The following is a 26828-nucleotide window of genomic DNA, read 5'->3' on the forward strand; positions in this document are numbered from 1 at the left end:
GCAAATAATTAACTTAAGTTAATTATTTGCAGCCTACCTAAAAAGTACTTAATTATTTTCTACTTTCTCTAACCCTTCAACCAATAGTTTCTTATCTAACCCTTCCCCTATTACTACCAAGTTTGTCGGGAAACCGAAATCTTGTTCCAATAAAGTTGGTACCCCAAACGAATATTGAAATAAATGAGGGTATTTATCTCCATGGAATTTCACGAAACCTTTCACACGATAAATACTATCTGGTAAATTCGAAAGCCATTCATATAATTTCTCTTGATCAATCGATTTTGTAAATTGATACGTCATTGTTTGTATATGTAAATGCTGTTTGGCATGTAGTGTCTTGTGTTCTCCATCACTCACAAATTTAGCTTCTTCAATATCATTTAAAGATATATTACAATACTTTGTTTCAAACAACTTTGCATGATTATTTATTGCTTTCACATCTTCAAGTACTTTGTTTTTATCTTCTTCTGTTAGTAAATCTGATTTATTAATTAAAATGTGGCTACCAAACTTCATTTGTTCATGCAACAATTGCTGAACGTTTGCGCTTAATACACTTCGATTTAACCACCTTACTGCATCTAAAACGACTACAATAGATTTCACTTCAAGGAAAGGTGCTAATATAGGTGATACGCATGCATCTAACACTTCAATCGGATGTGCGACACCTGTTGTTTCTATGTAAATTACATCTGGTTTTTCTTGTTGATATAAAGAATGTAATTGAATTTCAAGTTCCTCTTTTAACGTACAACAAATACATCCTTTTAAAAGTTCTCTTAACACGTTTTCTTTACCAATAATATCTGTATCGACTGAGTATTCACCAATCTCATTCATTAATACTGCAACTTTTCGATTCTTCTGCTTTTCTGCTAATAATAAATTTTGCAGTAATGTTGATTTTCCGCTACCTAAAAAGCCACCTAATATGTGAATTTCTACTTTATTCATTTGACCGACCATCCATTTCTCTACTTCAAATTTCTTCAAAGCGTAATAATTACGATTTATATCTATCATTTTATTAAAAGAATAGTGATTTGTAAATATATCTTCATTGTTCATTAACTTCATGAGCAACTCTAACTCCAGACTCAATCGCACCTTGCATCCATCCATGTGTCAATGTCGTATGCTCACCTGCAAAATGCACTTTTCCAGTTGGCGGCGTAATATAAGGAAATATCTCTAGCTCTTGGCCTGGCTCAAAAGCTGTAAATGCTCCGCAAGAATACGGATTCTTACTCCAGCTAAAAGATGCCCCTGTAACAAACTCGCTATAGACCACATTCCCATATATTTGTGCTAAATTTTTCAATGCGTAACGAATACGCTCTCTATGCGAGAGACTATCCCATGTTAACGCTTCATCTGCCCACGTATAACTTGCTATAACGATAGATGCCCCTGGTGACTGAATGCCATAGCTCGGATAATATGTAAAACGTATCGGTAAATCCGTAATAGATTTCCCACCACACTGCCTCGCTCTTTCCCAAAATCTACTTTTGAACTCTATCGCAATTTTAGTTGCTGCAATATAATTTAATTCACGAATTGCCCGTCTTTTATAATAAGAGAATAAATGATACGGCTGGACTTCTACAAATCGCAAAGCTGAAAATGGAATTGTGATAATAGCAATATCACCCGTTACTATAGATTGCTCTAACGTTTTCTCATGATTCACTTGCATCATTACCTGGTTATCTTCTTGAATTATTTTCTCTACTTTATATGACATGAAAATATTATCCTTTAGCTGCGGTAAAAATGAATTTGGTAATGCGTCCATCCCGCCAGTTATCTCATAATATTTCGTCGTGGAAGTGAAAAAGATCATTTCTCGTAATACTTCAATTAAAGACATTCCCATGTATGCTTCCATATCAAGAAGTACTCCAATCATATCTATTGCTCCATCTGAATAATACTCGGTTAAAAATGAACCGAGCGAATATGTTTTATACTTTTTTTCAACAATAATCCAGTTTTTATTAGGATCTTTCTTAATATAATTAAGTATCGGTTCTAATACCTCTAACATTAATTCTTCTGCCGTTTTCCCTCTTTCTTTATCTAAAACTGGATATCCAAGTACACTTGGATCCTTTTCAAACACATCCAATCTCGTTATTTTATTATTCGTATAAATTATATCTGAAGCAGTTTTATTAATAAAAAGGTTTAACGGTAGTTTAAATTTACGAATGTAGGCTAAAGTTAAATGATGAGTATCCGGAATACGCATAGGACCTGCGTTAAAATATAATCCTGCGCTAAATGGTTCACGAATCGTATACACCCTGCCACCTATTCTGTTATTTGCTTCTATAATCGTTATTTTATGACCCGCTTCTTTTAGTAAAGATGCTGCGACTAAACCAGAAATCCCTGCACCAGCAATAATGATTTGTTTTGGCTTATTCGTTTTTAAGAGCCCCACATTAATAATATGAAGCATGTTTTCCATCGTTAACGGCTTCAGCATGTCCTTTTCCCCTTTTATAAAGGATTTTACTGAATTATATTCAGTTAACTTGATTCCTATGTTTTGTACAAGGAATTGCCGGATACATTTTCAAATACTTGAATATCTTTTATAAAATGTAATAAAATAGATATGAAACTATAGAGGTAAGACGTATTATCTTACATAATAAAATAATGAAATTGCGAGGAATTTTGAAATGAAAAATGGTATTAACCGTGTTGTATTAGTAGGAACTGGAGCAGTTGGATGTAGTTATGCTTATTGTATGATTAACCAAGCTGTAGCTGAAGAGTTTGTTTTAGTCGATGTAAATGAGGCAAAAGCTGAAGGAGAAGCAATGGACTTAAGCCATGCCGTGCCTTTCGCACCAGCTCCAACAAAAGTTTGGAAAGGTAGCTATGAAGATTGTAAAGACGCAGATCTTGTAGTCATTACGGCTGGATTGCCACAAAAGCCAGGTGAAACACGCTTAGATTTAGTTGAGAAAAACGCTAAAATTTTCAAGCAAATTGTTCGTAGCATTATGGACAGCGGATTTGATGGCATCTTCTTAATCGCAACTAACCCTGTAGATATTTTAACTTACGTAACTTGGAAAGAATCTGGTCTACCGAAAGAACGCGTAATCGGTTCTGGTACAACACTTGATTCTGCTCGTTTCCGTTATATGTTAGGTGAATACTTCGATATTGGACCTCATAACATTCACGCTTATATTATCGGAGAGCACGGTGATACAGAACTTCCTGTTTGGAGTCACGTATCAATTGGTATTCAAAAGCTAGAAACACTTCTTGAAAAAGACAACACATTCAACCAAAAAGATTTAGATGAGATTTTCATAAACGTTCGTGATGCAGCTTACCACATTATTGAACGAAAAGGTGCTACATACTATGGCATTGGTATGTCACTGCTTCGTGTAACGAAAGCAATCTTAAACAATGAAAACAGCGTATTAACTGTATCAGCTTATCTTGAAGGTCAATACGGCCAACAAGACGTTTATATTGGCGTACCTGCTGTCTTAAACCGCGGAGGCGTTCGTGAAATTTTAGAAGTTGAACTAAGTGAAGAAGAAGAATTAAAATTCGATCACTCTGTTCAAGTATTGAAAGAAACAATGGCTCCAGTTCTTTAATGGTATATTCAAAAAGCAATCCAACTTATTTTGGATTGCTTTTTTATATTTTTATTGTTCACCCTCAATCTAAACCGTAATATTATCTATAATAAAAAGGAGTGATTTCATGAATGATTCTTGGACGATTGTCATCCTCTTACTAGCTGTAGCAGCCTTAATTCTCTTCCTCTTCTTAATCATCAGAACGCTATTTCCAACTAAAAAATATGATAAGAATCTCGGATTGATTCTAATTATTTTAAGCTTGTTAGCAATACCGATAAGTATCTTCCTTATAGGAGGATGGGCAGGTGTAGGAGTTGGCGTAATCGCATTGTTTATTTTTGCTGCTGTTATTATAGCTTTAATTGCAAATACATTCATTAAACTCCCCCCTCCAAAGAAACAATAACAAATAACCGATGTTTTCACTCGGAAAAACATCGGTTATTTTCTATCATTTATTATTTTTAATCGGTTCTTCATTATTTACATCAAGTACATCTAATAAAAAGATAAAGATTGGAATCCCAATAATAAGCCCCCATATTCCGAGGAAATGCTCTGAAAAGATAAGAATCATAAATGTATAAAAAACAGGTAAATTCGTTTTTGCCGACATAAATTTCGGATTTAAAAAATAACTTTCAAGAGCGTGAATCCCTGTAATGAATATTAGTATGTAAACAACATATATAACCCCGCCGACGTTATAGGCAATGATACAAAGTGGAAACAATGAAATGATAACACCCGCAACAGGAATCAAGCCGAGTAAAAAGATCATAACTGCTAATACAAGTAACTGTGGAAATCCTAAAATGACAAGCGCTATCACAGTAAGAACACAATTTACAACCGCAATTAAAAACTGCGCTTCAATCACTTTTCCAAACGACCTTGCAAATCTTTCACCGAAATATGCAATCTCCTCATAAAAAATTTTCAGCCTACTATCTTTAAATTTCGAAGTAAATGATATTATGCGTTCTTTTTCCAGTAAGAAAAATAAGCTTAAAATAAGAGAAAGTAGGATTTGCAAACTGACTTTTCCTATATTTGCTATCGATTGATATATAACATCTACACCTTGTTCAATATATTTTGATACTTCCATTCCGTTAATGGTCGAGAGTGCATATTTAATTATCTCGTTATCAGGTGGGTTTTGAAAAAATAATTTAAATTGATAAATTAATTGTGAAATTTGTATCGTTAGTACAGGCAAATATTTATATAACGTTGTGATAATAAACGACACTAATACAATATATAAACAAGCAATAACAATTTTCCTATTTACTTTCAATTTTTTTGAGATAAACTTTTGAAATCGATCCATTAAAAATGTAAGAATAAACGTAATTAATATTAAATTAATCATACTTTTTAATCCATATAATACAAGCGCTAATATTATTAAAACGAGAAACCGTTGAAACCCTCTACTGCGAAAGAAATTTTTCACTTCATTCATTAAGAATTAACCTCCCCCTTCAATAGATGGAAATTGATTATATTACATTTTATGAACTTCTATAGACAATCTTTCTTACTAATTGGGAAGAATCCTTTTTTTCTTTTTTAATGTCGGATTTTTCATCTAATACTTTTCTAAAAACTATTTTCAAACTCTATATTTTAGGAGAACTTCTATTTTTAGACTGTTGCTCATACTCATATCCTACGTTACCTTTACCCATTTTTTCAGGTGGTTTCCTCCACTCTAAAAATTGCTCCTCAGTAGATTTTTTATATTGAAAAAAGAGAGTTATCTACTACTTAACTCTCTCTAGAAAAATGCTAAATGAAAAGCTTAATTATTTCTTTTTTGCATTTGCTTCGCTAACAATTCCTTCACTTGGTTATACGTTAACCCTGAATTTTTATTTAAACGCTTTACTTCCTCGACATCCGTACCTACCACTGTATATTTTTTCTCATCACTCATTTTTCCACTCCCCTTCTCACTGGATTATTTCTTATATTTCTTCCCTAAACTCTTATAAATTACTACACATAAGGAAGCTATACTTAATTAAGTAGACTACACTGAATAGAAGATATTATAATCAATAGCTAAAGGGAGTTTGGTTGTGTAAGAGGACTAGATAAAAAAATGTCGAATTTATATACTTGTTGAAATTGAGGACTTGGGGGATATACTTTGAAGAAATATGAGTTTAAAAATAACATTCCAACATTGGAAGAGTACAAATATTTGTGTGATTCTGTTGGGTGGACTAATTATATGAATTTTGAAGTGGTGGAAACATCACTGAAGAATTCCATTTACTGCATCACGGTCAAGGATAATGAACAAATTGTGGGCATGGGGAGAATTGTTGGTGATGGAGCTATCTATTTCTATATTCAAGATATAGTGGTTCATCCAGATTATCAGAAACATGGTATTGGGAAAGAAATAATGCACATTTTGGTTGAATACTTACATCGGAATGCCCCAGATAAAGCGTTTGTCGGTTTGTTTGCCTCACAAGGTAAAGAACCATTCTATGAAAAATATGATTTTAAAGATTACTCACCAAACATGACGGGGATGTTTACTGTCATTTCAAAAAAATAAACATAATAGATTTTTCATTTTAAGTCATCCCTATTAAAGAATTTGTTCCAGTACTAACTTTTTCATTATTAAACTAAAAGAAATCTTATCTTCAATAAGAATTTACACAAACAAGCTTGAATATAAAATAAGAAAGGACAGCCCACTAATAGGGGCTGTCCTTTCTTTTTGATAAGTATGTAACAAATCTCTTCTTGTTACATATTGGGTTTCTTAATAAAATTTCACTACCTCTTCAGTAGGTAAGAATGTTCTTTCTCCCGGTTGTTCATTTGGTTCACCAAATGGCATTTGTCCTACTAAACTCCACTCTGCTGGAATGTTCCAAGTCTCTTTTATTTCAGCATCTACGATTGGATTGTAATGTTGTAATGACGCTCCAATTCCTTCAGCCGATAATAGCATCCATACAGTATGTTGTAACATTGCATTTCCTTGATGAGACCAGAATGGGAACTGATCTTTATATAATGGTGCATTTTCTTGCATTTTTTCTACTGTTGCTTGATCTTCAAAGAATAAAACTGTCCCTACACCTGCATGGAAGCCTTTTAGTCTTTCAACAGTTGCTTCAAAGTTTTCTGCTGGCACGCGAGCTCTTAGTGTTTCTTTTACGATATCCCAAAACTTTTCATGCTCTCCATCCATTAATACGACCATACGACCACTTTGCATATTGAAAGAAGTTGGTGCATGTAACGCTGTTTTTAAAACTTCTTCAATTCTTTCTTTCGTAATTGCATCGCTTTTTGTTACTTTACGAATGGAACGACGGTTCACAATTGCTTCTTTTAAGCTTGTTGTAGTTGCTGACATTTTAATTCCTCCAAGTGTATGTTTTTTATTTAAACAAATCAATTCGATTCTTTCATGCAAAACGAATTAGCAATATCTATCCGTATTACATTGCATTCCTTCAAATGAATTTGTTTTATCCTTTTCCATTTCTTTATCAATTACTCTTTCTAACGTTTCTTTACTAGCAAGCCCTTGAATGACTTCATCCCCAATCATGACAGTTGGAACAGCCATAATATTCGCTTCATCATATGCATGCTGAATTGCTGCTTGATGTTTTTCTTTATATTTTCGAGTTACTAAAGCATCTTTAAATTCATCTTCTGGAAGTCCTACTTCTACCGCTAGTCTTGTTAAAACATCAATATCCTCAATGTTTTGTTCTTCTTGGAAAAATGCTGTGAATACGCGGTGATGATACTCATTTCCTAGTCCACGTTCTTTCGCAAATTGACATCCTTCGAAAGCTAAATGTGTATATGGATGCGGTGAAACACGTGGCAGACGCATTTCAACTCCTAATTTTTTTGCAGTAGGACGAATGAAAGCATCCCATGAACCTAACTTATCTGGTTCGTTCCAAGGATCTATTTTAGAATATGGACTTGGACGCAATTCAAATGGCATCCATTCAATCTCTACATCTTTCTCTTTCGCTACTTCATCTAATGGACCTTTTGCCAAAAAGCAAAACGGACATATAAAGTCTGAGTATACTTTCATTTTTACAGTCATAAGTTTTACACCTTACCTTTATAGTTGTAATTAAATTAGTTACATCGATAACAAAAAAATATAGATAATATTTTAAGCATTCATTTTCTCTTGCAAAGATTCAAATAACTGCCCCATCGTAATACTTCTCAAAACTTCTTCCATCGCAGATTGTGCTTGAACCAAAATAACTTCTAATACAGCTTGAATATTCGCACCAATTGGACAATCTGGATTTGGTTGCTCGTGAATATGAAATAGTTTATCTTCTTCTACTACATTCACCGCATGATACACATCTAACAATGTGATTTCATGTAGATCCTTTAATAATCCCGCACCACCTGGTCCGCGATTTACATAAACAAATCCAGCTTGTTTCAAATACGACATGATTTTACGAATGACTACCGGATTGGTATTTACACTTTCAGCCATATAGTCTGAAGTGCACAATGATGATGGATTATTTTTCAAAATAGATAAAATATGAACAGCTATAGAAAAGCGGCTACTAATTCTCATCGTAATCACCACCTTGATGTAATCATTATAGTTACAACTAAAAAATAAGTCAATCCTTTTATTAAAAAAGCACCTCATTATTTATGAGATGCTAAATATTAATCCTTAAATAACACTTTAAACTCTTCAATAAACAACTGAACAGCTATAGAAACTTCTTTTAATGACGGTACAGCTAAAGCAATTTCTCGCCACACTTGTGGTTCTAACTCTCTAGTTTGTACGTTCGAAGGTAAATTCGCTAAAGATAACTCCGCAAGAATTGCAAGACCTAATCCTTCTTGAATCATATTCAAAGATGTAGTGACAGTCGAAACCGCATATTCAACTCGAAGTGGCACGTTTGCTTGTTTGAACATATCAATAATCGGCGGTTCATATCCACCCTTAAATAATATAATCGGTTCGTTCTCTAAATCATTTATCGTAATAGAACGTTTCTTACAAAGGGGATGATCCTCCCTTAAAACTACAACCATCTTCCCTTTCGTTACTGGGACTATTTCCATATCTTTATTCGGTAAAATAACAATCCCAATATCGATAACTCGTGATAATAACCAATCTTCAACTTCTTTAAGTGCCCCCTCACAAAGAACTAATTGTAATTTTGGATACTTTTCACGGAAAATATTAATCATTTTCGGCAAGAAATAAGCTGAGGCACTTGGAAAACTCCCTATACGAATCGTCCCAACTTCATGCCCTTTCTCCATCGCTACTTCTTGTTCAATCTTCTCAACACCGTTCAAAATCTCTCTAATATGCACAAGAATTCTGTTTCCAACATCCGTAACGATTAACCCTTTTCGTTTATCACGTATAAGAATCGTAACTCCTAACTCTGACTCAATACTTGAAATCGCATGACTAACGGCTGGCTGTGTCATATTTAACACCCCTGCAGCCTTTGTAAAACTACCTAACTCAACAGTTTTTATTAATACTTGAAGTTGTGTAATGGTCATAACTAATCACTTATACCCCTTATAAAAAAGATTCATTTTATTTATCATAGTCGATATCATATCATAGTGAAATGAAATACAACAAGGAGGTCTTACAGTGACACAGCTTTCTCGAACTAAGACAGCCATAATCCTTACCTTTCTCGTTCTTATGTGGGGAATTAATTGGCCTTTATCTAAGTTTGCCCTTCATTATACACCGCCTATTTTATTTGCAGGCGTTAGAACTTTAATTGGAGGATTTATTTTACTACTTTTCGCTTTACCAAAATACAAAGAGTTACATTTTAAAAAAACTTGGCATTTATACTTAATTTCTTCTTTGCTCAATATCATTATATTTTACGGACTACAGACTGTCGGCCTTCAATATATGCCTGCTGGATTATTTTCCGCAATTGTATTTCTACAGCCTGTTTTACTTGGTATTTTCTCATGGATATGGCTTGAAGAATCAATGCACGGTTTAAAAATCTTCGGGCTTGTTCTCGGGTTTATTGGTGTAGGAGTTATTAGCTCTAGTAGTTTAACCGGACATATTTCTGTCATTGGAATCCTTCTCGCATTAGGATGCGCTATTGGCTGGGCACTTGGCACAGTATTTATTAAGAAAACAGGACACCGCGTTAATTCCATTTGGATGGTAACACTTCAGCTTATTATTGGCGGACTTTGCTTAATCGGATTCGGTTCAGAATTTGAAAGTTGGTCTAACATCGCTTGGAGCATACCATTTGTAAGTGTACTACTCTTCATTTCATTCTTTATTATCGCAATGGGGTGGCTTGCCTACTTCACACTCGTCGGAGCTGGTGAAGCAAGTAAAGTTGGGGCTTATACGTTTCTTATCCCTCTTATCGCTATTATTACAAGTTCAATTTTCTTACATGAAGCAATTACAATAAGCTTATTGATTGGATTATTATTGATTGTCGTGAGCATTTATTTTGTAAATATAAAGCCAAAAACACTTGCTGTAAGGCAGCAGATTGAAGTGAAATAAACAAATATAAGAAAAAGTCTACTGTTTGTAGACTTTTTCTTATATTACTTTTTACGACGTACGACAAACACACACGTACCCACCGACGATACAATCGCCAAAACAGATAAGACAATTGCTATTGTTTGCATATTACTTGTACCTTCATTCTTTTCCACACTAGACTCTTCTCCATGTTCTCCTGTAAGTGCTGTACCTTTTGCAATCGTAGTAAGCGAATGTGGCTTCTCAGCTTTCTCATCACCTGTCCATTCAACAATTTCTCCGTCTTTATATTGTTGATATGCATCCCAAGCTATTTTTTGTTCTTTATCTGGATTTTTAGCAACGAAAGTAAATCGCTGAAACTGCCCAGGTAAAATACCCTCTCCTGTTGCTTCCCATACTACCGTTTTAACTTTTTCAGCTGCATCTTTCTGTTCTTCTACTTTCCATCCTGGCACTGGTTCATACTGTTGAAACTCGACGCCAGCTGGTATTTTCAGTGTGACTTTTGTCGTTGCCATATTTTTTTCAACTGGCACCTTTATTGTGTAAGTCTCCCAAGAGTTAACGTCTGAAGTTGCTGGTTGCACAGTTACGTGAGCGCTAACAGGTAACGAGAAAATCCCCATTGCAATTATTGTTGCGATCATTGTTGTTCCTAATTTTTTTATACGTTTCATTTTCTATTAACTCCTTTTCATCTATAACGGCTCTTTATCTGCCACCTACAATAAATTTATAATCTGTATCAAAGCTATCAAGAGATTTTGTTAATCCATGAACATGTATATTCCAGTTTCCTGTCATGTTAATATACATACCTTCCGCTTCATATTCTCCTGGTGAAACTGCCGAAACTTTAAATGAACCTTTGCCCATATTCATATCTAACGATTGTGTGGTCAATATCATTTGTTCCATATCAGTAACAGGCTGTCCGTTTTCATCCTTTAAAGTAATATGAAATGTATTTTGTCCTACCTTATTAGGACTTACATGTAAAGTAAGTTCATATCCATTATCTAATTGTTTACTCTCTGTAAAAGGTCCAGTAGGAGGCATCGGCGGTGTTTGTATGTTTGTCATAAAAGCTACGATTAGAAAAATGATAACCCCAACAATAAACTCTACTCTCAGCGTAGCTCCTAACCTTTTTTGAGCTCTCATTTTCCCTTTCACATAATGAATAATTCCCAATATCCCCATACAAACGAATAAAAGTATCTTTGCTAATAAGGCCAATCCATACTTCGTATCAAATAGGGAATGGATCGTGGGAATAAAAAATGTACTGTTAAAAAGACCCGTTAATAAAATCACTATGACAGCACCTGTTGCCCATGGTGAAAAACGCTTAATCGCATCCCAATACATAGTCCACTTGTCATCCTCTTTACGTAAAAGAAGAATAATCGATGATAGCCCCCCAACCCATAACGAAGCTGCGAATAAATGCAGAAAGTCCATAATGACAGCAATTTCTTTAAACTTTAATCCATACGCATGACTATTGAAGGCTTTCATAACAAGTAACCCAATAAACAATACAATTGGAATGCTCCATACTTTAAACGAAGAAAGTTTCTCACGCTTCACCGCAAAATATGTAACAATCATAAGCATACTTATAAGAGCCATTTGAGTGATCCATACATAACCAAAAACAGATAGCTGTAATGTTTCTTTTAATAAGAAAGGATCCAACGCTTCTAACCATGAAACATCAGCATTTATTTTCGCTTGCAATGGTAGATTGAATAATAAACTAATGAATATCCCGAATAATGCTATCCATATTATTCTCTTACTCCTTGATTGAACTGGGGTTGCATTCCCTTTATACAGAATAAGATTAAAGAATAGAACTCCTAAAAATAGTGAGAAACTTGTATATAGAATGCTGCGTTCCATAATCATATCGATTTGCGGGACATAGCCCATCTCTTCTACTTGTACATCGTCTGCTCCCGCTTCCGCTAATCCAACACGAAACAGAATAACTCCTTGAATTGGATGTCCATCAGCTGAAATAGCCTTCCACTGAATAGAGTAAAGACCGTTTTTGAGATTCTCTTTTAATCCAGCTTCTAATAATTTTTTATTGCCTTTATCAATATGAGCATCTTTCAAATCTACTCTTTTACCTGAGGAATCTCTTACGAATAATGTATTAAAATGTGAAACTTGTATATCCTCATCAAATTCAATTTTCACAACAGATGGTGCTTTCTTCAACGTTTCATTTTCAGCAGGGTTTGATTTCACTACATACGCATGAGCATATGCATTTTTTGGTATCAAAATAATAAACACGCACGCGATTAGCAACCATGTCCCTAACCTTCTCATTACTTTCACACTCATTTCACTTCTTTCTTCTCCGTCGCTATACTTTCATTACTTTTTACTTACTAAGTTTGATTCCCCGGCAAAATATTAACCTGATTAAGTATAAATTTCTATACAATATGACTCTTAACTTACCCCTCACCTCTAAACTTCCAATATAATAGTAACTACTTTCATATATATAACTTATATTTTTAAAGTAGATTGTTATTATATCATAAAATATATTTATGTAAGTCCCCGTAGAAGAAAAGTTATCGTGAATCATTTGTGAAGAAAATGTGAAATACATAAATAAAAAAGGGTATTGCGTTATTACACAACACCCTTTCTCAATAATAAAATCCCTTTACTTTTCTTCCGGATAATCACAATGCTCAATGATCGTGCCCTCTGTATCTGCTAGGTTAAGATTTCTACCATGCTTATTCATTCGAAGTATATGCTCTTACATTCAAATACCTTATCCTTTCCCTATTTTTAAATTTCATTTTCTTTTTTAGGGTTCATTTCAATTATTTTTAACAACTGTTTTACCCTTTTATCATATGTATGTTCGATTAGCGTTCTCTTAAGCCCTCCAATCGCAATTTTCTTTCTTTGTGCCGGATTCGCTAAATATCTTTCAGCTTTCTCTATAAAATCAACCGATGAGGTAAATGTCTCAATTTGTACCTCTGGAATATAACACTTTTCTAAATCTGAACGAATATCCGTCATTTGAAAAGAACCTGTACTAGCTATTTCGAATGTACGATTATTAATTGAACAGGCATTTACTTTTACTCTATTTCTATTAAATCTTAAATCCTCTATCGAACGATGTATATTCATGTTTATTTTACTTTTTTTGTAATATCCTATACTGTTTTCGTAAACCAAAAATGGTAAAAGTAAAATTTTATCTTTCAATAACTCATAACTTTTTAGTCTATCCCAATTACAACCTATAATTAGAGTGTTTTTAGTCACTAAGTACTCTGCAATTGAATCAATAAATGCGAGCCGATTATCAAAAGCTGTCCCTATGAAACTAATATCAAATAAGTATTCCTCTTCCCTAAGTATTGGCGTATATACAGGTGGTTCTGCTGCTAAAGGCAAATAATATACATTATCACAACCTAAACCTTTATAAAAATCAATACATCCTGTATCTTGCGTAAAAACATAATCATAATCAAGTACTAAGTTTTTCGTCACATCTGTAAAATAGGGGTCATCTGTAAGCCAAAGTGCAGTTTTAAAGTGATATGGTTTTAATTCTTGAATCCCTTTACTTATCCCTTCTTCAAAACCGTGGAAGACAATAATGAGAGATGGTTTTATCTTTAAAGCTGTTTTCACCAAGTTTTCGTATGTTACCATCGTTACAGTTCCAACTGCCTTTTTCAAACTATTATATATAGATTCCTCTAGTACCGGGAAATATACAGGAACACTAGATGTAACAAATAATACGTTGAAATCTTCAGCACCATATGAACTCCCCACAGATAGCCACTCTCCAATACATCAAATTAACTGTTTATATTATGCGTAAAAATAAATAGTTGGTTACAAACTGCTCTTTTCCTTATGCCCACTCCGATAGATAGTGGATAGCTTCTCATAATATATATTCAACTTTCCAAAATACTTTCATCGAAAAATACATAAAGTGAAACTTTAATCAGTGGGGGCATCCCCCACTGATTATTAGCCCACACCAATCGTGATAAATAAAAAGGTGTTACATTAGTACGTAACACCTTTCACAAAAATATCCTTCTTTTATTTCTCTTCTGGATAATCACAATACTCAATAATCGTTCCCTCAGTATCCGCTGGGTTAAGGTAAATTAACCTTCTACCATGTTTATTAATTCTAAGTGTATGCTCTAACGTCCGAATTCCTTGTGCTTTCAATTCCTCTAAAGCTACATCTAAATCCTCTACTCGATAGGCAACGTGATGTACACCTTTACCCTTTTGTTTAATAAATCTTGCTATTGGAGAAGTTGTATTATTCGTCGGCGCAAGTAATTCGATTCTATCACCATCAACTTCAAGAATGGCTACTTCGCTTTCCACACCAGGCGCCTCACTTACGTAACGATCTATTAAAGTTCCTAACAATACCGTTTCATAAAAACGTATCGTACTATCTATATCTCGAACTGCGATTCCGATATGATCAATTGTTTTTTTCATGTACTTTTCCCCTACTATTTTATTTTTTCTATACTTATCAATAGTAACAAAAAAAGTTATAGAAACAAGCGTTCTATAACTTTTTTATTTAACCTATTTTCTTATCGGCTCTAGTTGCTGGTTGAACTTGGTTTTTCACTTTTAAAACACTAATACCATATCCAATAAATCCACCGATAATTGCTGGGAAGATCCAGCCTAATCCTACTTCCTGCATCGGAAGGAATTTAGTGAACACTTTGCTTACTACTTCAATGTTAACTCCAGCTGCACTTAATCCATCAAATAAGCTGATGATAAATGTTACGATTAAACTCACTTGATAAACTTCAGCTCTTCCTTTAAATAGTGAATGGAAGAATGTTAAGAAAATCAATACAATTGCTAGTGGATAAATTGCTGTTAATACTGGAACAGAAACTGCGATTAATTGTGTTAACCCTACGTTTGCAACAATTGCACTAAATACACATAGCGTGATTGCGATTGCTTTGTAAGGAACATTTGGGAATAACTTATGGAAGAATGAAGAACATGCTGATACAAGTCCCACACTTGTTGTTAAACAAGCAACTGTAATCATTAACCCTAATAATATTCCGCCATATGATCCGAAATAGTAGTTAGAAACTTTCGCTAATACTTCTCCGCCGTTCTCTAAATGTCCAAGCTTTGCAACACTTGAAGCTCCCATATAAGAAAGAGCTGTATAAATAATTGCTAAAATAGAAGCCGCAATGATTGTCGCTTTTGCACAAACGGCCATAATTTGTGTTTTCGTTTTTGCACCTTTTTCCTTAATTGCATTAATGATGATGATTCCGAATACGAATGATGCAAGCGTGTCCATTGTTAAGTATCCTTCTTGGAATCCTTTAAAGAATGCATGTGATGTATACCCTTCAACTGGTGCTTGCATATCTCCAATCGGATGAATAAAAGCAACGATTACTAAAATACCGATGAATGTCAATTTAATTGGCGTTAATATTTTCCCAACAATATCGACAATTTTCGCAGGATTTAGCGAAAAAAAACAAGTAATGCTAAAGAATATAATTGTAAAAAGAATTAACGGTGTAGAACCTAATCCCTCTGGCATAAACGGCTTAAGACCAATTTCATAAGAAACATTCCCCGTTCTTGGTATTGCAAATAACGGACCGATCGCTAAGTATAAAACTGTTGTAAACACAATCCCGAATACTGGGTGAGCACGACTTGCTAATGACTGTAAATCGTCTTTACCTGAAAAACCAAATGCCAATACGCCTAGTAATGGTAAACCTACTCCTGTTACTAAAAATCCAGCGTTAGCAATCCATACATTCTCTCCTGCCGATTGACCAAGCATCGCTGGGAATATTAAATTTCCTGCTCCAAAAAATAGTGCAAATAACATTAAACCAATAACTACTATAAACGAAAACGGTACTTTATTCGTCATAATATAACCTCCATTCACAATTCCTTATCTCATTTCCATTTTTCACTAATTGAATTTTCTGAATATTTAATTTGAATATCAACTATTCTTGAACTCATTATAGTTTGATATATAATATTTTGCAATACTATTTTCAAACTTTTCTTTTATTTTATAAATATACATTTTTTAACATAGAAAATAGACTAAAAAACCAACATGGTCATCCATGTTGGTTTTTCTATTTACTATCAGTAATTAAAATTTCACAGCTACTTTTTTAACGTTTTCTAAACCTTCTTCTACAATTTGTTGTGAGCGATCTGGGTATTGATTGTGTCCTTCAATTACAACTGTCTCTGGATTTGTAATGCCCCAGAATCCAAGTACGTTTGTTACATAATTGACTGCCATTTCCATAGGAGCCATTTGCTCTGAAGAATAATCTGAACCACGAGCACCTAATACAACTACTTTCTTATCGCCAGCTAAACCTTCTGGACCATTCGCTGTATATTTAAATGTTTTTCCAGCTTGGGATAGATATGAAATATACGTAACTAATGGTGCTGGCACCGTGAAGTTCCATAATGGGAACGCAAATACAACCTTATCAGCTTCTAAAAACTGATTTAAATATTGATCTACAGTTGCTACAGCCTTCTCTTCTTCAGCTGTTAACTCCATGCCTTGGCTACGTTTGTATCCACCTGAAATAGCGACATTTCCGTAATAAGGAAGATCTAGTGCAAATAAATCTAACTCCGTCACTTCTGTATTTGGATTTGCTTCTTTATAAGTACTTACAAATGTTTCATACATTTTTGAACTAATTGCTTGCTCCGCTGGACGATCGTTTGCTTTTACAAATAATACTTTTGACATAACTTGATTCTCCTCTACTTTTGTATTTTCTTCTTTTTTACCAAATAATGAGCTAAATAATCCCATTCGCCTCACCTAAACTTTCTTTTCATATTCATTATTCATCATCATAAAAATTCTTATTCTAAGAAAAGGTTCCAATCGATACCTTATTAAGTTGAACCGACGAAACTTTTTGTTATTTAATTACCTTATGTAAGTGAGTATATTACAACCACTTACTTTAGTCAAGTAACTTTTTAAAAAGAAAAAAATCTCGAATTAAAAATAAATAAGAAATATATTCCCCCAGTCAAAATGATAAATTCGAAAACACATACGTGAAATACCTTGTATAATACAACTAGAGAGGGAAATTCACCAATAGAGAGGATTTATTAATGAGTACTTTAGAAAAGATTCAAACCTTTATCATTCTTGCAGCTGTTATATTCGGAGTTATATTAGGACAATTTAATATGATACATATGTATTCAGAGAAATTTATTGTCCCCTTCTTATTTTTCATGCTATATGGACTATTTCTCAGCATCCCATTAAAGGATATAAAAAATGGATTTCGCAACTTAAAGTTTGCTGGAACAAGCCTTGCCATTAACTTTTTATGGACACCTTTCCTCGCTTGGGGATTAGGCGCACTATTTCTTTCAGATCATCCAGCACTTTGGGTTGGATTTATTATGCTCATGGTTACTCCATGTACAGATTGGTACTTAATATTTACTGAAATAGCGAAAGGAAATGTAGCACTTTCCACAGCGATTTTACCCGTGAATTTAATTTTACAAGTATTATTGCTACCCGTTTATTTATTTTTATTTGCAGGTGTAATGAAGACTGTAGCGGTTTCTGTTTTAGTAGAAAGTATTGTTATCGTAATCGTCTTACCATTTTTACTAGCACACGCTACAAAATTTATTATGCATAAAATAAAAAAAGCTGAAACACTTGAGAATAAACTCATTCCATTTTTCAGCTCTGCACAAATTGTATTTTTAAGTTTAGCCATTGTAGCGATGTTTGCATCACAAGGTAAATATTTACTTCAAAATATGAATGTTGTGTTATTATTACTAATTCCCGTTCTATTGTTTTTCGTAATTAATTTTTTAATAGGACAATTCATAGGACGCATTATGCGTTTATCATATAAAGATACAGTAAGTCTAAACTTAACAACATTAGCGAGAAACTCGCCTGTTGCGCTCGCTATTGCTGTGACCGCTTTTCCAGACGAGCCTCTTATTGCACTTGCACTCGTTATTGGGCCGTTGATTGAACTGCCAGTACTTGCTTGTGTTTCACAAGTTTTGTTGCTAATTAAGAAAAAACAGCAAATTGTACAAAAATAAAATTACAGCGATTCTATACAGTAAGTTATTTACATAAAAAAGAGCATGACAATGAATTGTCATGCTCTTTTTCTTCATTAATTCTCAAACACAAAATTAATCTTATTATCTTTCCATTCTAACTTCGCATCAAACGTTTTCTCGCCTTTTTTAAAACCTTTAATTAAATCGGTCTTCTCACCTTTTAAGAGCTTTGTCATATTCTTTTGCGAAATTGTTTTGCTTAAAATCTTCTTCGAGATAGTAAAATCACATTGTGTTGTATTATAGTTAGCACAACCGTAAAATGTCGACTTATCGACTACATCACCATCACATTTTTTACAGCTACCAACCTTTTTACCTGTTGTAAATTTCGATCCTTTTCGCTCAATTGATTCAACATGTAATCCAGTGAAATCCCACTTCTCAGACATTTCCACCGCATCTTCAATAATTTTCGCTGATAGCTTTTTCGTTTGTTCCATAAATGTAGCTGGTGATGCGGTACCTTCTCCAATTTCAGCAAGGCGTTGCTCCCACTTCGCCGTCATTTCTGGAGAAGCTAGTATTTTGTCACCGATTGCGGTAATTAATACTTTCCCCTTATCGGTCGCATACACTTGGTTTTTCTGTACATCTATATATTTACGGTCTTTCAGCATCGTAATAATTCCAGCGCGAGTCGCTTCCGTACCTAAACCTTCTGTTTTCTTTAATACTTTCTCTAATTCTTCATTCTCTAAATACTTTCCTGCCGTTTTCATTAACGTAATAAGTTGTCCTTCTGTATAACGCTTCGGTGGCTGTGTTTTTCCTTCTTTCACTTTCACCTTTACAACTTTTCCTAGTTCACCTTCAGCTACAATTGGAAGAATCGTTTCGTCATCTTTATCGTCTTGGAAAATAACTTTACGCCATCCTTCTTGAATTTGCTGTTTTCCTTTTGAAACGAATGCAGCACGTTCATCTACAAGCGTAATGATTGTTGTATAGTCAAAGATTGCGACTTCATAGTGAGCAGCAATGAGTCTTCTTACAATCATATCGTAAATTTTCTTTTCATCACCCGATAATCTACTTGGGTTTGTAACTTGCTCTGTCGGAATAATGGCGTAGTGATCTGTAACTTTCTTTTCATTCACATAACGCTTATTGTTCATAATTGATTCAATTGGTGCTGGTAATAAGCCTTTATATTCATCGAATTGACTTAATTTCTGTAAAATATCAGGGAATGTTGCTGCTTCTCCTTGTGTAACATAGTTAGAATCCGAACGAGGATAAGACACTATCCCTTTTTGATATAGTGCTTGCGTTATATCAAGTGTCTTTTTCGGTGAAAATTTAAATGCTTTATTTGCCGTTGCTTGTAGTGATGATAAATTAAATAAAAGCGGTGGTTGAAACTCTTTACGCTCCGTTTTCATTTCCTTCACTTCAGCTGGTTTCCCTTGACAAAATGCCGCAATTTTATTTGCCATATCAGGTTCTTTTAAGCGAGATTCACTATCTTTCTCCCATTTCCCCTCATACTTCTTTCCTTCTATATTAAAGGTTGCAAACACTTCCCAAAACGGCTCTGATTTAAAGTTTTCAATTTCTTTCTCACGTTTTACAATCAATGCGAGTGTCGGTGTTTGTACACGACCAGCTGAAAATACATCGTTCATTCCTTTTTTCTTTAGCAAAATACTAAAGACGCGTGATGCATTCATACCAACTACCCAGTCAGCGCAAGATCTTGTATACGCCTCATAGTACGTATTAATTGTATCCGATTCATCAAGTAAGTTTTTAAAACCTTGATAAATAGCTTGCTTCGTTAAAGAGGAAATCCAAAGTCGTTTCATCGGCTTTTGCACGTTACAAAGATTAATAATGTTTCGTACGATCAATTCCCCTTCACGCCCAGCATCGCCCGCGTGAATAATTTCTGTTACCTGAGGATTATGTAACAGCTGTTTCACAACGTTAAATTGTTTATACTTTGACTTTGTTACTTCAAATTGAAAGCGTTCAGGAATCATAGGTAACGTATCAAGTGACCATTTCTTCCACTCTGCGTGATAATGTTCTGGATTACATAACTGCGTCAAATGACCAATTGCCCATGTACAGTACGCTCCATTTGGAAATAACTCATTTGCTTCTACTTCTAAATACCCATCTTTCCGGCGATATTTAAACTGTGAAACAAGAGCCAAACCTTGATCTGGTTTCTCGGCAATAATTAATTTCATTTTATAACTCCCTATCTGTATTCCAGTGTTACTTTCGTTGTATATATGTTTAGAAGCGATGATAAAACAACAATCTTATTTATCATTCGCGGGTTACTCCGAGTAATGGGATAACTATAATATTATACGCTTATTCTTCATGGCTTCACAATAGAAACTCATTATATAACAATTTCTTTCGCATGCTCACAAACGAAAAAGAAGCCCTGAAACATGAAGCTCCTACTTGCTTCCATTCCTGAAATTGTGCAGATAATATGCAGATATAAATAAGCATAAGTACTCTCCCTATGAACATATGATGAAGTGAATGATCGGACAGGGAGGTATCATGATGTTTGCTTATACATTAACTGCCTTAACACTTTGTTGTATCTCGATTTTTATTACATCATATGTTTCTAAACGCAGGGGTACCCTAATGGAGTATATGGTATTTATTATGTCTTTTAGTATGAGTATCGGGTTAAGTATTGGTTTTTATTTAGGGATTCTCTTTAAGGGAGAATTACTATATTCTACTTTGCTTGCTATTTTAATTAGTAGCTTTATCGGTTTTTTTGTTGGTCTACGTTTTCATCTGTATACTGCATTAGAAGGAATGTTCTCTGGATTAATGGCCAGTATGATGGGAGCTATGATTACAGAAATGCTAAATGCGCAACAAGCCCATAGCATATTGTTCATTAGCCTTCTGCTTACTATAACGATAACTATGTCATGTATGATTCAGCTTTTATCTGAAACCTTTTCTACTTTTATCCACAGACGTTTTTCATTATTACTTTCCATTAGTGTAGTCATCCTTATTTCTGTATTCGTAACATTTCCAGATCATAATCCTCCTTCATACGAGCATAATCAACACACGCATTAATACTAGATAATCAAATGACTAAAGCAGCTATCCATTAAGATAACTGCTTTATATCATATAGAAATCAGTAAAAAAACAAAGTCTTTCCCGTTATACGAATATGATGGGAAAGACTTTGTTTTTTACTTGATTATTTAATTTTAGCAAGAGAAACCTCAGCATTTCCAGCCATCTTTTTAAATAATTTCAATACATATTCTTGCTCCTCAGTAGATAAATCTTCGACTAAAATGTTTTTCCAGCCCAATAAAATTTCAGTTAGTTTTGCTTCAAATGTATATGCTTTATCCGTCAAATATAATTTTTTTATACGTTTATCAACTGTAAATACTTTTCTTTCTACATAACCTTCCTTTTCTAATTTAGCTATCGCTCTTGCAGCTGTTCCTTTATCAACCTTTAGTATGGAAGCTATTTCATCTTGAGATGCACCTTCATTTTCGTACAACACTGCCAAAAATTGATATTGTCCTGCTCCAATATTAAACTCTTTTAATTGTTCATTTATATACACATTTCCATATCTATGTAGTAATGAAATCCAACGTCCAACTGACTCTTTATCGTTTATATTCATTTGTAAATCCCCTTTCTGAGATTACATTGCTGATACAATTATTATACATATTTGAATTGTAACATTCATGTAAAGTATTGGAGTATTCCCTCTAAAAACCTAAAACTTGATTCATTTATAATTTTACCGTAATATTAGTTGCGTTAACAACTAATATATTTATTTTTCAATTTAACTTCTTTAATAGAAAGATATAATAGTTGCGTTGACAACCATTATATCTTTCTTCATTATTGAATTTTAGAAACTAAAAATATATTTCGGAGGGATTTTATATGTAAAAGATTGCGGAAATTTTTATTTTATACACTATAAATGGAGATGATTATCATAGAAGCGACTCAACATAAATTCAACTCATTAAATATGAGCAGTAAAGCAAGGTTATTAATTCTATCTATTTTTGTTCTCGGGTCATTTATGACTCTTTTAAACCAAACGCTATTAAATGTCGCAATTCCCGAATTAAGTAAAGTATTTCAATTAGATGTAAATACCGTTCAATGGTTGAGTACTGGATTTATTATGGTGAATGGAATCGTAATTCCCATCACCGCGTATCTTATCGGAAAATTTTCTACAAGGCAGTTATTTATAAGTTCTGTTGCACTTTTTTCAATTGGTACAATTGTAAGTGCCATCGCACCTAACTTTTCAATTTTATTAGTGGGAAGATTACTACAAGCAACAGGTGCTGGTGTAATGATGCCACTCGTACAAACTGTTATTTTTAGTTTGTACCCACCTGAAAAACGAGGCAAAGCAATGGGGATGATTGGTATCGCTATGACATTTGCACCAGCTATCGGCCCCACATTATCAGGATGGATTCTACAGCACTATTCTTGGCGAGTTCTATTCTATATCATTATCCCTATTGGCATAATTGATTTAATTCTGGCTTTCTTCTTTTTACGTAACGTTACAGAAAAAAGTAATCCTAAATTTGATTTGTTAGGTATAATTACATCAACAATTGGCTTAGGCTCGTTATTATATGGATTTTCTATGGCTGGAAGTCTTGGATGGAGTGCAAATGAAGTAATCGTTACTATCATCATTGGAGTCATCTTTATTAGTCTATTTATTTGGAGAGAATTAGTCGCTGAACAACCTATGCTTAACCTATCTGTGTTTAAAAACAAGCAATTTGCACTAACAATTGGAATTGGAGCTTTTATTGCGCTTGCGATGTATAGTGTAGAACTTTTAACACCTGTTTATATTCAAAATATTTTAGGGCACTCCACACTTCAAACTGGGTTAATTTTATTACCTGGTGCAATTGTGATGGGAATTATGTCTCCTATAACTGGTATTATTTTAGATCGTTACGGTATACGACTATTAACTTTTGTCGGTATGCTTACGATTATAGTCACTTCATGGTTCTATACAAATTTAAGTTTAGATTCAAGTTTATTATATGTCACTGTCCTTTACTCTACTTTTATGTTTGGGATTTCTTGCATTATGATGACCGTGATGACATTTGGGTTAAACCAGCTTCCTCCTTCTATGAGTCGTCATGGTGCAGCAGCAGCAAATACTGCTCGCATGGTTTCAGGAGCAATTGGTACCGCATTATTAACAACCGTTATGTCTACACAAACGAAAAATTATTTACCTGACTTAATGGGGAAATTACCAAAAGTAGAGGCTTTACAAGAGGCAAGTATTTTAGGTATGCAAGATGCTTTCCTCGTAACTACTGTATTAGCTGTTCTTGTATTTATTATGACGTTGTTTCTTAAAAAGAAATGATACTTAGTTTCTCAATAGCAAAAAAGGTAACCCATAACGTAGCGGTTACCTTTTCTTATTATTTAACTACAGACTGATTTTCCTTTACATGAGCATTATTTCCACTCATAAACTCTTCAATCTCTTCAACTTCTCTAATGATATCTTTTGATAAGTTTTCATACCCATCTTTCGTTACAAGAATATCATCTTCAATTCGAATACCGATTGCTTCTTCTTCAATATATAGACCTGGCTCTATCGTAATAACCATCCCTTCTTCTAACACTCTATCTTTGTATGTCCCTACATCATGCGTATCTAAACCAAGGAAATGGCTTACTCCATGATAATAGTATTTAGACAATTCTTCGTCTTCTTGAATTAAGCCAATTGCTTTACACTCTTCTGCTAGTACTTTTTTTGTATGCTCATTTAATGCAGCAAACTTTACTCCTGGCTTAATAAGTTCAGTTGTTTCTTTCAATGCTTTTAACACAATATTATATATTTGTTTTTGACGACTAGAGAATGTTCCACTAACTGGGAATGTGTAACTAATATCAGCATTGTAGTAATCTTTTTGCGCACCTAAATCAAGCAGTACTAAATCACCATTTTGAATTTGTGCATCATTATTTTCATAATGAAGGACTGTAGCATTTTTACCACTCGCCAAAATTGTATGAAACGCATGGTGTTTAATGCCAGATGATTTCAGCGTAAAATCAAAATAAGCTTCTAATTCATATTCCATCATGTCTGCTTTTGCATGCTTTAGCACATTGTAAATACCATCTTTCGTTACAGCAATTGCTTCTTTAATGATTTCAATTTCTTCCTCTGTTTTAAACACTCGTAATTCACAAATATTCGGATATACATTACCAATTAAAACGTGTGGATATTGTTCTCTTATATGTTTAGCAAACGCTAAAGTTTTTGTTTCCGTACCATTCCACTCACGACGCTCTAAATCTAAATAGATGTGCTTCACATTTTCTGTAAAAAGTATATTTGACATTGTCTTTTCAAAGCTATCCAAATATACAACTTTCTTTATACCTGAAATTTTCTCTGCTTCTTCACTAGAAACTGTTTTACCGACCCATTTTTCCATCACTGGATCTGATTTTTCAATGAAAAGTGTTTCTTCTACACTATTTTCAAACTTCTTCAACATGAAAATAACATTTGGCTCATCGATTCCTGTTACATAGTAAAAATTTCGGTTCGGCACAAACTTATAATGTCCATCAGCTGACATGTGAGGTGCTTGTCCAGCGAATAAAATAGTAATGGACTCATCTGGTAATGTTTTCGTTAGTCGCTCTCTATTTTGAGCAAAAAATGTTGATTTCATAATAATCCCCCTAGCGTTCTATGTATGTAAAGCTAATTGTCTTCTGTTATTTATTTTATTATTGTTATAATTTTTCGTCAATTTTTAACCTTTTTAGACGGTATTGACATAATAAAAATTAAGCGTTACAATAACTATAAATTAGTAAGTAACTAATTTAATTAAATCTAACTAGAGGTGAAAACAAATGCAAAACATTTTATTCCGTATTAACGAATTAGCAAAAAAAGAAAGAACATCTGGATTAACAATTGATGAAAAACAAGAACAACAAATGTTGCGACAAAACTATACAAAAACATTTCGCGGAAGCTTAGATTCCATTTTATTAAACACAAAAATTGTTGATCCAAATGGTATTAATGTTACACCATTTGCATTACAAGACGCTCAAGATCGTTTGAAATTTAGTAAATGAGTTCCGCGCTAAAAAATTTCAATAAAACATAAAAAAGCTGGAATTCCTATATAGAAATTCCAGCTCTTTTTATTGTCTTTTCTAATTTAACATATGAGCGATACATCGCAATTCTCCACGATACAATCATCGCAAATGCGAGTAAGAAAAACATTCCGCTTAACTGCGCTAAATCAATCGATTGACTTAAATACGATTTCATTGCTACTCGCACTGCTAATAACCCAACTAAAATAAATATAAATGCTTTTGACGGTTTCATATATATTTGTTCGTTTCTTACTTCGAACTTCGTTGTTTTAATAAGAAATATAGAGAAAATAAGCCCTACTGCAATTGCTTCTACTATTTCTAATGATGTTAACCGAAACTCTGGTAAGAAGTACATCACAGCACCAGTACTCATAAAAAACGGTGGTAATATAATTTTCTTTTTCGTTACGGGTTTTTTCGCTGCTTTAAAACGTAGAAACATTACTCCAACAGCCATACAAACTGCTACGATACTTGATAAAAGTGCTACATTCATATTCTCCACTCCTACCTATTTAAAAGACTTTTTAAGCAAAATCATAAACCAAACGAGCCCAACACTTATAATGACATGAGCTAATCCAGCCATATGGCTTAAACCGTTAAAATCAGTTCCGTTTACTTGTAGAAGACCTCTAAATACCATTGTAGCAATAGTAAAAATGAGTCCTATATTATAAACAACAAACCATGCACGAAAACTTTTTGTATCTTGCATTTGAAATACTTTAAATAAAGCGAAAGCGACCAAAAAGAATATGAATCCTAATACTAATACGTGCGTATGCACTAATTGCAACATAGTAGAACCTTTAATTCCTTGTGCTTTCGTATACTCTCTTGCAAATACACCTGATAATAAACCAATTATTAAGTACATGAATGCTGCATTATATAATTTCTTCATTATACTCCTCCTGCTGTAAACTTTCCATATTCGATGCAATCATTTTACGTACAGATTATGAACGGAGTATGAACAAAACATTACATTCTATTTTCGAAAATAAAAAATCCATTTCACAACTATTTGAACAGCTCCCTGTCAAGTAGACAGTGGAAATAATAAAAATACTTTTTTCCATCTACCGTATACGTTACGGTCTGACCCATTTCCTCAGCAATACTTTTAAAGCCGGTTATGTTGTCAGCACTTACCTTCATATTCCGTGTAGAAC

At 33.7% G+C, this 26828-nt stretch carries 27 protein-coding genes and 1 pseudogene; 8 read left to right on the forward strand and 20 right to left on the reverse strand.

From position 1 onward, the window contains the following. Positions 1-48: 48 nt before the first annotated feature. Together COC96_RS03275 and COC96_RS03280 are read right to left on the reverse strand one after the other, a co-directional pair. Positions 49-966 carry a CobW family GTP-binding protein gene (locus COC96_RS03275; protein WP_180234949.1) on the reverse strand — a complete coding sequence of 306 codons (918 nt, stop codon included), beginning with the start codon at positions 964-966 and terminating at the stop codon, positions 49-51. Between the two features lie 103 nt (positions 967-1069). Beyond that, complete coding sequence (locus tag COC96_RS03280; protein WP_098267737.1) at positions 1070-2506, reverse strand: flavin monoamine oxidase family protein; 1437 nt, start codon at positions 2504-2506, stop codon at positions 1070-1072. Between the two features lie 199 nt (positions 2507-2705). Here COC96_RS03280 and COC96_RS03285 point away from each other — a divergent pair, with 199 nt between their 5' ends. Together COC96_RS03285 and COC96_RS03290 are read left to right on the forward strand one after the other, a co-directional pair. After that, positions 2706-3650 carry an L-lactate dehydrogenase gene (locus tag COC96_RS03285; RefSeq protein WP_098267738.1) on the forward strand — a complete coding sequence of 315 codons (945 nt, stop codon included), beginning with the start codon at positions 2706-2708 and terminating at the stop codon, positions 3648-3650. A gap of 109 nt (positions 3651-3759) precedes the next feature. After that, on the forward strand, positions 3760-4044 hold the full coding sequence (locus COC96_RS03290; RefSeq protein ID WP_098267739.1) for a YesK family protein: 285 nt from the start codon (positions 3760-3762) through the stop codon (positions 4042-4044). Positions 4045-4089: 45 nt separating this feature from the next. Here COC96_RS03290 and COC96_RS03295 read toward each other — a convergent pair whose 3' ends face one another. Next, the gene (locus COC96_RS03295; RefSeq protein WP_098267740.1) at positions 4090-5109 is read right to left on the reverse strand and encodes an AI-2E family transporter; all 1020 of its coding nucleotides are present in this window, start codon (positions 5107-5109) and stop codon (positions 4090-4092) included. Between the two features lie 339 nt (positions 5110-5448). Further along, complete coding sequence (locus tag COC96_RS27865) at positions 5449-5583, reverse strand: hypothetical protein (protein WP_002086208.1); 135 nt, start codon at positions 5581-5583, stop codon at positions 5449-5451. Positions 5584-5799: 216 nt separating this feature from the next. On the opposite strand from COC96_RS27865, the gene COC96_RS03305 reads away from it, so the two are divergent. Next, positions 5800-6219 carry a GNAT family N-acetyltransferase gene (locus COC96_RS03305; RefSeq protein WP_098267741.1) on the forward strand — a complete coding sequence of 140 codons (420 nt, stop codon included), beginning with the start codon at positions 5800-5802 and terminating at the stop codon, positions 6217-6219. A 213-nt stretch (positions 6220-6432) separates the two neighbouring features. Here COC96_RS03305 and COC96_RS03310 read toward each other — a convergent pair whose 3' ends face one another. From COC96_RS03310 to COC96_RS03325, 4 genes are all read right to left on the reverse strand, one after another. Further along, the gene (locus COC96_RS03310) at positions 6433-7035 is read right to left on the reverse strand and encodes a nitroreductase family protein (RefSeq protein ID WP_098267742.1); all 603 of its coding nucleotides are present in this window, start codon (positions 7033-7035) and stop codon (positions 6433-6435) included. A 66-nt stretch (positions 7036-7101) separates the two neighbouring features. Next, positions 7102-7752 carry a DsbA family oxidoreductase gene (locus COC96_RS03315; protein WP_098267743.1) on the reverse strand — a complete coding sequence of 217 codons (651 nt, stop codon included), beginning with the start codon at positions 7750-7752 and terminating at the stop codon, positions 7102-7104. Positions 7753-7824: 72 nt separating this feature from the next. Then, complete coding sequence (locus tag COC96_RS03320; RefSeq protein ID WP_098267744.1) at positions 7825-8256, reverse strand: Rrf2 family transcriptional regulator; 432 nt, start codon at positions 8254-8256, stop codon at positions 7825-7827. Positions 8257-8354: 98 nt separating this feature from the next. Next, positions 8355-9224 carry a LysR family transcriptional regulator gene (locus tag COC96_RS03325; protein WP_098768296.1) on the reverse strand — a complete coding sequence of 290 codons (870 nt, stop codon included), beginning with the start codon at positions 9222-9224 and terminating at the stop codon, positions 8355-8357. Positions 9225-9321: 97 nt separating this feature from the next. Between COC96_RS03325 and COC96_RS03330 the strand changes: the two genes are divergently transcribed. After that, the gene (locus COC96_RS03330) at positions 9322-10227 is read left to right on the forward strand and encodes a DMT family transporter (RefSeq protein WP_098267746.1); all 906 of its coding nucleotides are present in this window, start codon (positions 9322-9324) and stop codon (positions 10225-10227) included. Positions 10228-10271: 44 nt separating this feature from the next. Here COC96_RS03330 and COC96_RS03335 read toward each other — a convergent pair whose 3' ends face one another. The 7 genes and pseudogenes from COC96_RS03335 to COC96_RS03370 form a co-directional block, all read right to left on the reverse strand. Continuing rightward, complete coding sequence (locus tag COC96_RS03335) at positions 10272-10892, reverse strand: YcnI family copper-binding membrane protein (RefSeq protein ID WP_098267747.1); 621 nt, start codon at positions 10890-10892, stop codon at positions 10272-10274. Between the two features lie 34 nt (positions 10893-10926). Further along, positions 10927-12576, reverse strand: coding sequence for a copper resistance CopC/CopD family protein (locus COC96_RS03340; RefSeq protein ID WP_098768297.1), 1650 nt, complete (start codon positions 12574-12576; stop codon positions 10927-10929). Between the two features lie 334 nt (positions 12577-12910). Continuing rightward, positions 12911-13009 (reverse strand): annotated as a pseudogene (locus COC96_RS03350) (glyoxalase); the annotation flags it as partial. Between the two features lie 32 nt (positions 13010-13041). Beyond that, positions 13042-14055 (reverse strand): CgeB family protein, encoded by a 1014-nt coding sequence (locus tag COC96_RS03355; protein ID WP_098768299.1) that lies wholly within the window; start codon positions 14053-14055, stop codon positions 13042-13044. A gap of 279 nt (positions 14056-14334) precedes the next feature. Next, entirely contained in the window at positions 14335-14754 is a 420-nt protein-coding gene (locus COC96_RS03360; protein WP_098267751.1) for a VOC family protein, read from the reverse strand. An 88-nt stretch (positions 14755-14842) separates the two neighbouring features. Beyond that, positions 14843-16201: a branched-chain amino acid transport system II carrier protein gene (brnQ, locus tag COC96_RS03365; protein WP_097902096.1), complete on the reverse strand. Its 1359-nt coding sequence runs from the start codon at positions 16199-16201 to the stop codon at positions 14843-14845. 237 nt (positions 16202-16438) lie between these two features. Beyond that, entirely contained in the window at positions 16439-17131 is a 693-nt protein-coding gene (locus tag COC96_RS03370) for an FMN-dependent NADH-azoreductase (RefSeq protein ID WP_098267753.1), read from the reverse strand. 314 nt (positions 17132-17445) lie between these two features. Here COC96_RS03370 and COC96_RS03375 point away from each other — a divergent pair, with 314 nt between their 5' ends. Beyond that, on the forward strand, positions 17446-18417 hold the full coding sequence (locus tag COC96_RS03375) for an arsenic resistance protein (protein ID WP_098267754.1): 972 nt from the start codon (positions 17446-17448) through the stop codon (positions 18415-18417). Between the two features lie 77 nt (positions 18418-18494). Here COC96_RS03375 and topB read toward each other — a convergent pair whose 3' ends face one another. After that, positions 18495-20639 (reverse strand): DNA topoisomerase III, encoded by a 2145-nt coding sequence (gene topB, locus COC96_RS03380; RefSeq protein ID WP_098768300.1) that lies wholly within the window; start codon positions 20637-20639, stop codon positions 18495-18497. 334 nt (positions 20640-20973) lie between these two features. Between topB and COC96_RS03385 the strand changes: the two genes are divergently transcribed. Beyond that, positions 20974-21516: a hypothetical protein gene (locus COC96_RS03385; RefSeq protein ID WP_098768301.1), complete on the forward strand. Its 543-nt coding sequence runs from the start codon at positions 20974-20976 to the stop codon at positions 21514-21516. A 130-nt stretch (positions 21517-21646) separates the two neighbouring features. On the opposite strand, the gene COC96_RS03390 is transcribed toward COC96_RS03385, so the two are convergent. Next, the gene (locus tag COC96_RS03390; RefSeq protein ID WP_098768302.1) at positions 21647-22093 is read right to left on the reverse strand and encodes a MarR family winged helix-turn-helix transcriptional regulator; all 447 of its coding nucleotides are present in this window, start codon (positions 22091-22093) and stop codon (positions 21647-21649) included. A gap of 366 nt (positions 22094-22459) precedes the next feature. On the opposite strand from COC96_RS03390, the gene COC96_RS03395 reads away from it, so the two are divergent. Continuing rightward, on the forward strand, positions 22460-23857 hold the full coding sequence (locus tag COC96_RS03395; protein WP_257201499.1) for a DHA2 family efflux MFS transporter permease subunit: 1398 nt from the start codon (positions 22460-22462) through the stop codon (positions 23855-23857). A 58-nt stretch (positions 23858-23915) separates the two neighbouring features. Here COC96_RS03395 and COC96_RS03400 read toward each other — a convergent pair whose 3' ends face one another. Further along, positions 23916-25199: an aminopeptidase P family protein gene (locus COC96_RS03400; RefSeq protein ID WP_098768304.1), complete on the reverse strand. Its 1284-nt coding sequence runs from the start codon at positions 25197-25199 to the stop codon at positions 23916-23918. Between the two features lie 187 nt (positions 25200-25386). Between COC96_RS03400 and COC96_RS03405 the strand changes: the two genes are divergently transcribed. Continuing rightward, positions 25387-25617 (forward strand): DUF896 domain-containing protein, encoded by a 231-nt coding sequence (locus COC96_RS03405; RefSeq protein WP_088231283.1) that lies wholly within the window; start codon positions 25387-25389, stop codon positions 25615-25617. Between the two features lie 46 nt (positions 25618-25663). Here COC96_RS03405 and COC96_RS03410 read toward each other — a convergent pair whose 3' ends face one another. Together COC96_RS03410 and COC96_RS03415 are read right to left on the reverse strand one after the other, a co-directional pair. After that, the gene (locus COC96_RS03410; protein WP_098768305.1) at positions 25664-26146 is read right to left on the reverse strand and encodes a CcdC family protein; all 483 of its coding nucleotides are present in this window, start codon (positions 26144-26146) and stop codon (positions 25664-25666) included. Between the two features lie 15 nt (positions 26147-26161). Further along, positions 26162-26557 (reverse strand): DUF2871 domain-containing protein, encoded by a 396-nt coding sequence (locus tag COC96_RS03415; RefSeq protein ID WP_088231281.1) that lies wholly within the window; start codon positions 26555-26557, stop codon positions 26162-26164. Positions 26558-26828: the final 271 nt, after the last annotated feature.

Origin of the sequence: Bacillus cereus, from assembly GCF_002577405.1 — a bacterium.
GTDB lineage: Bacteria > Bacillota > Bacilli > Bacillales > Bacillaceae_G > Bacillus_A > Bacillus_A cereus_AU.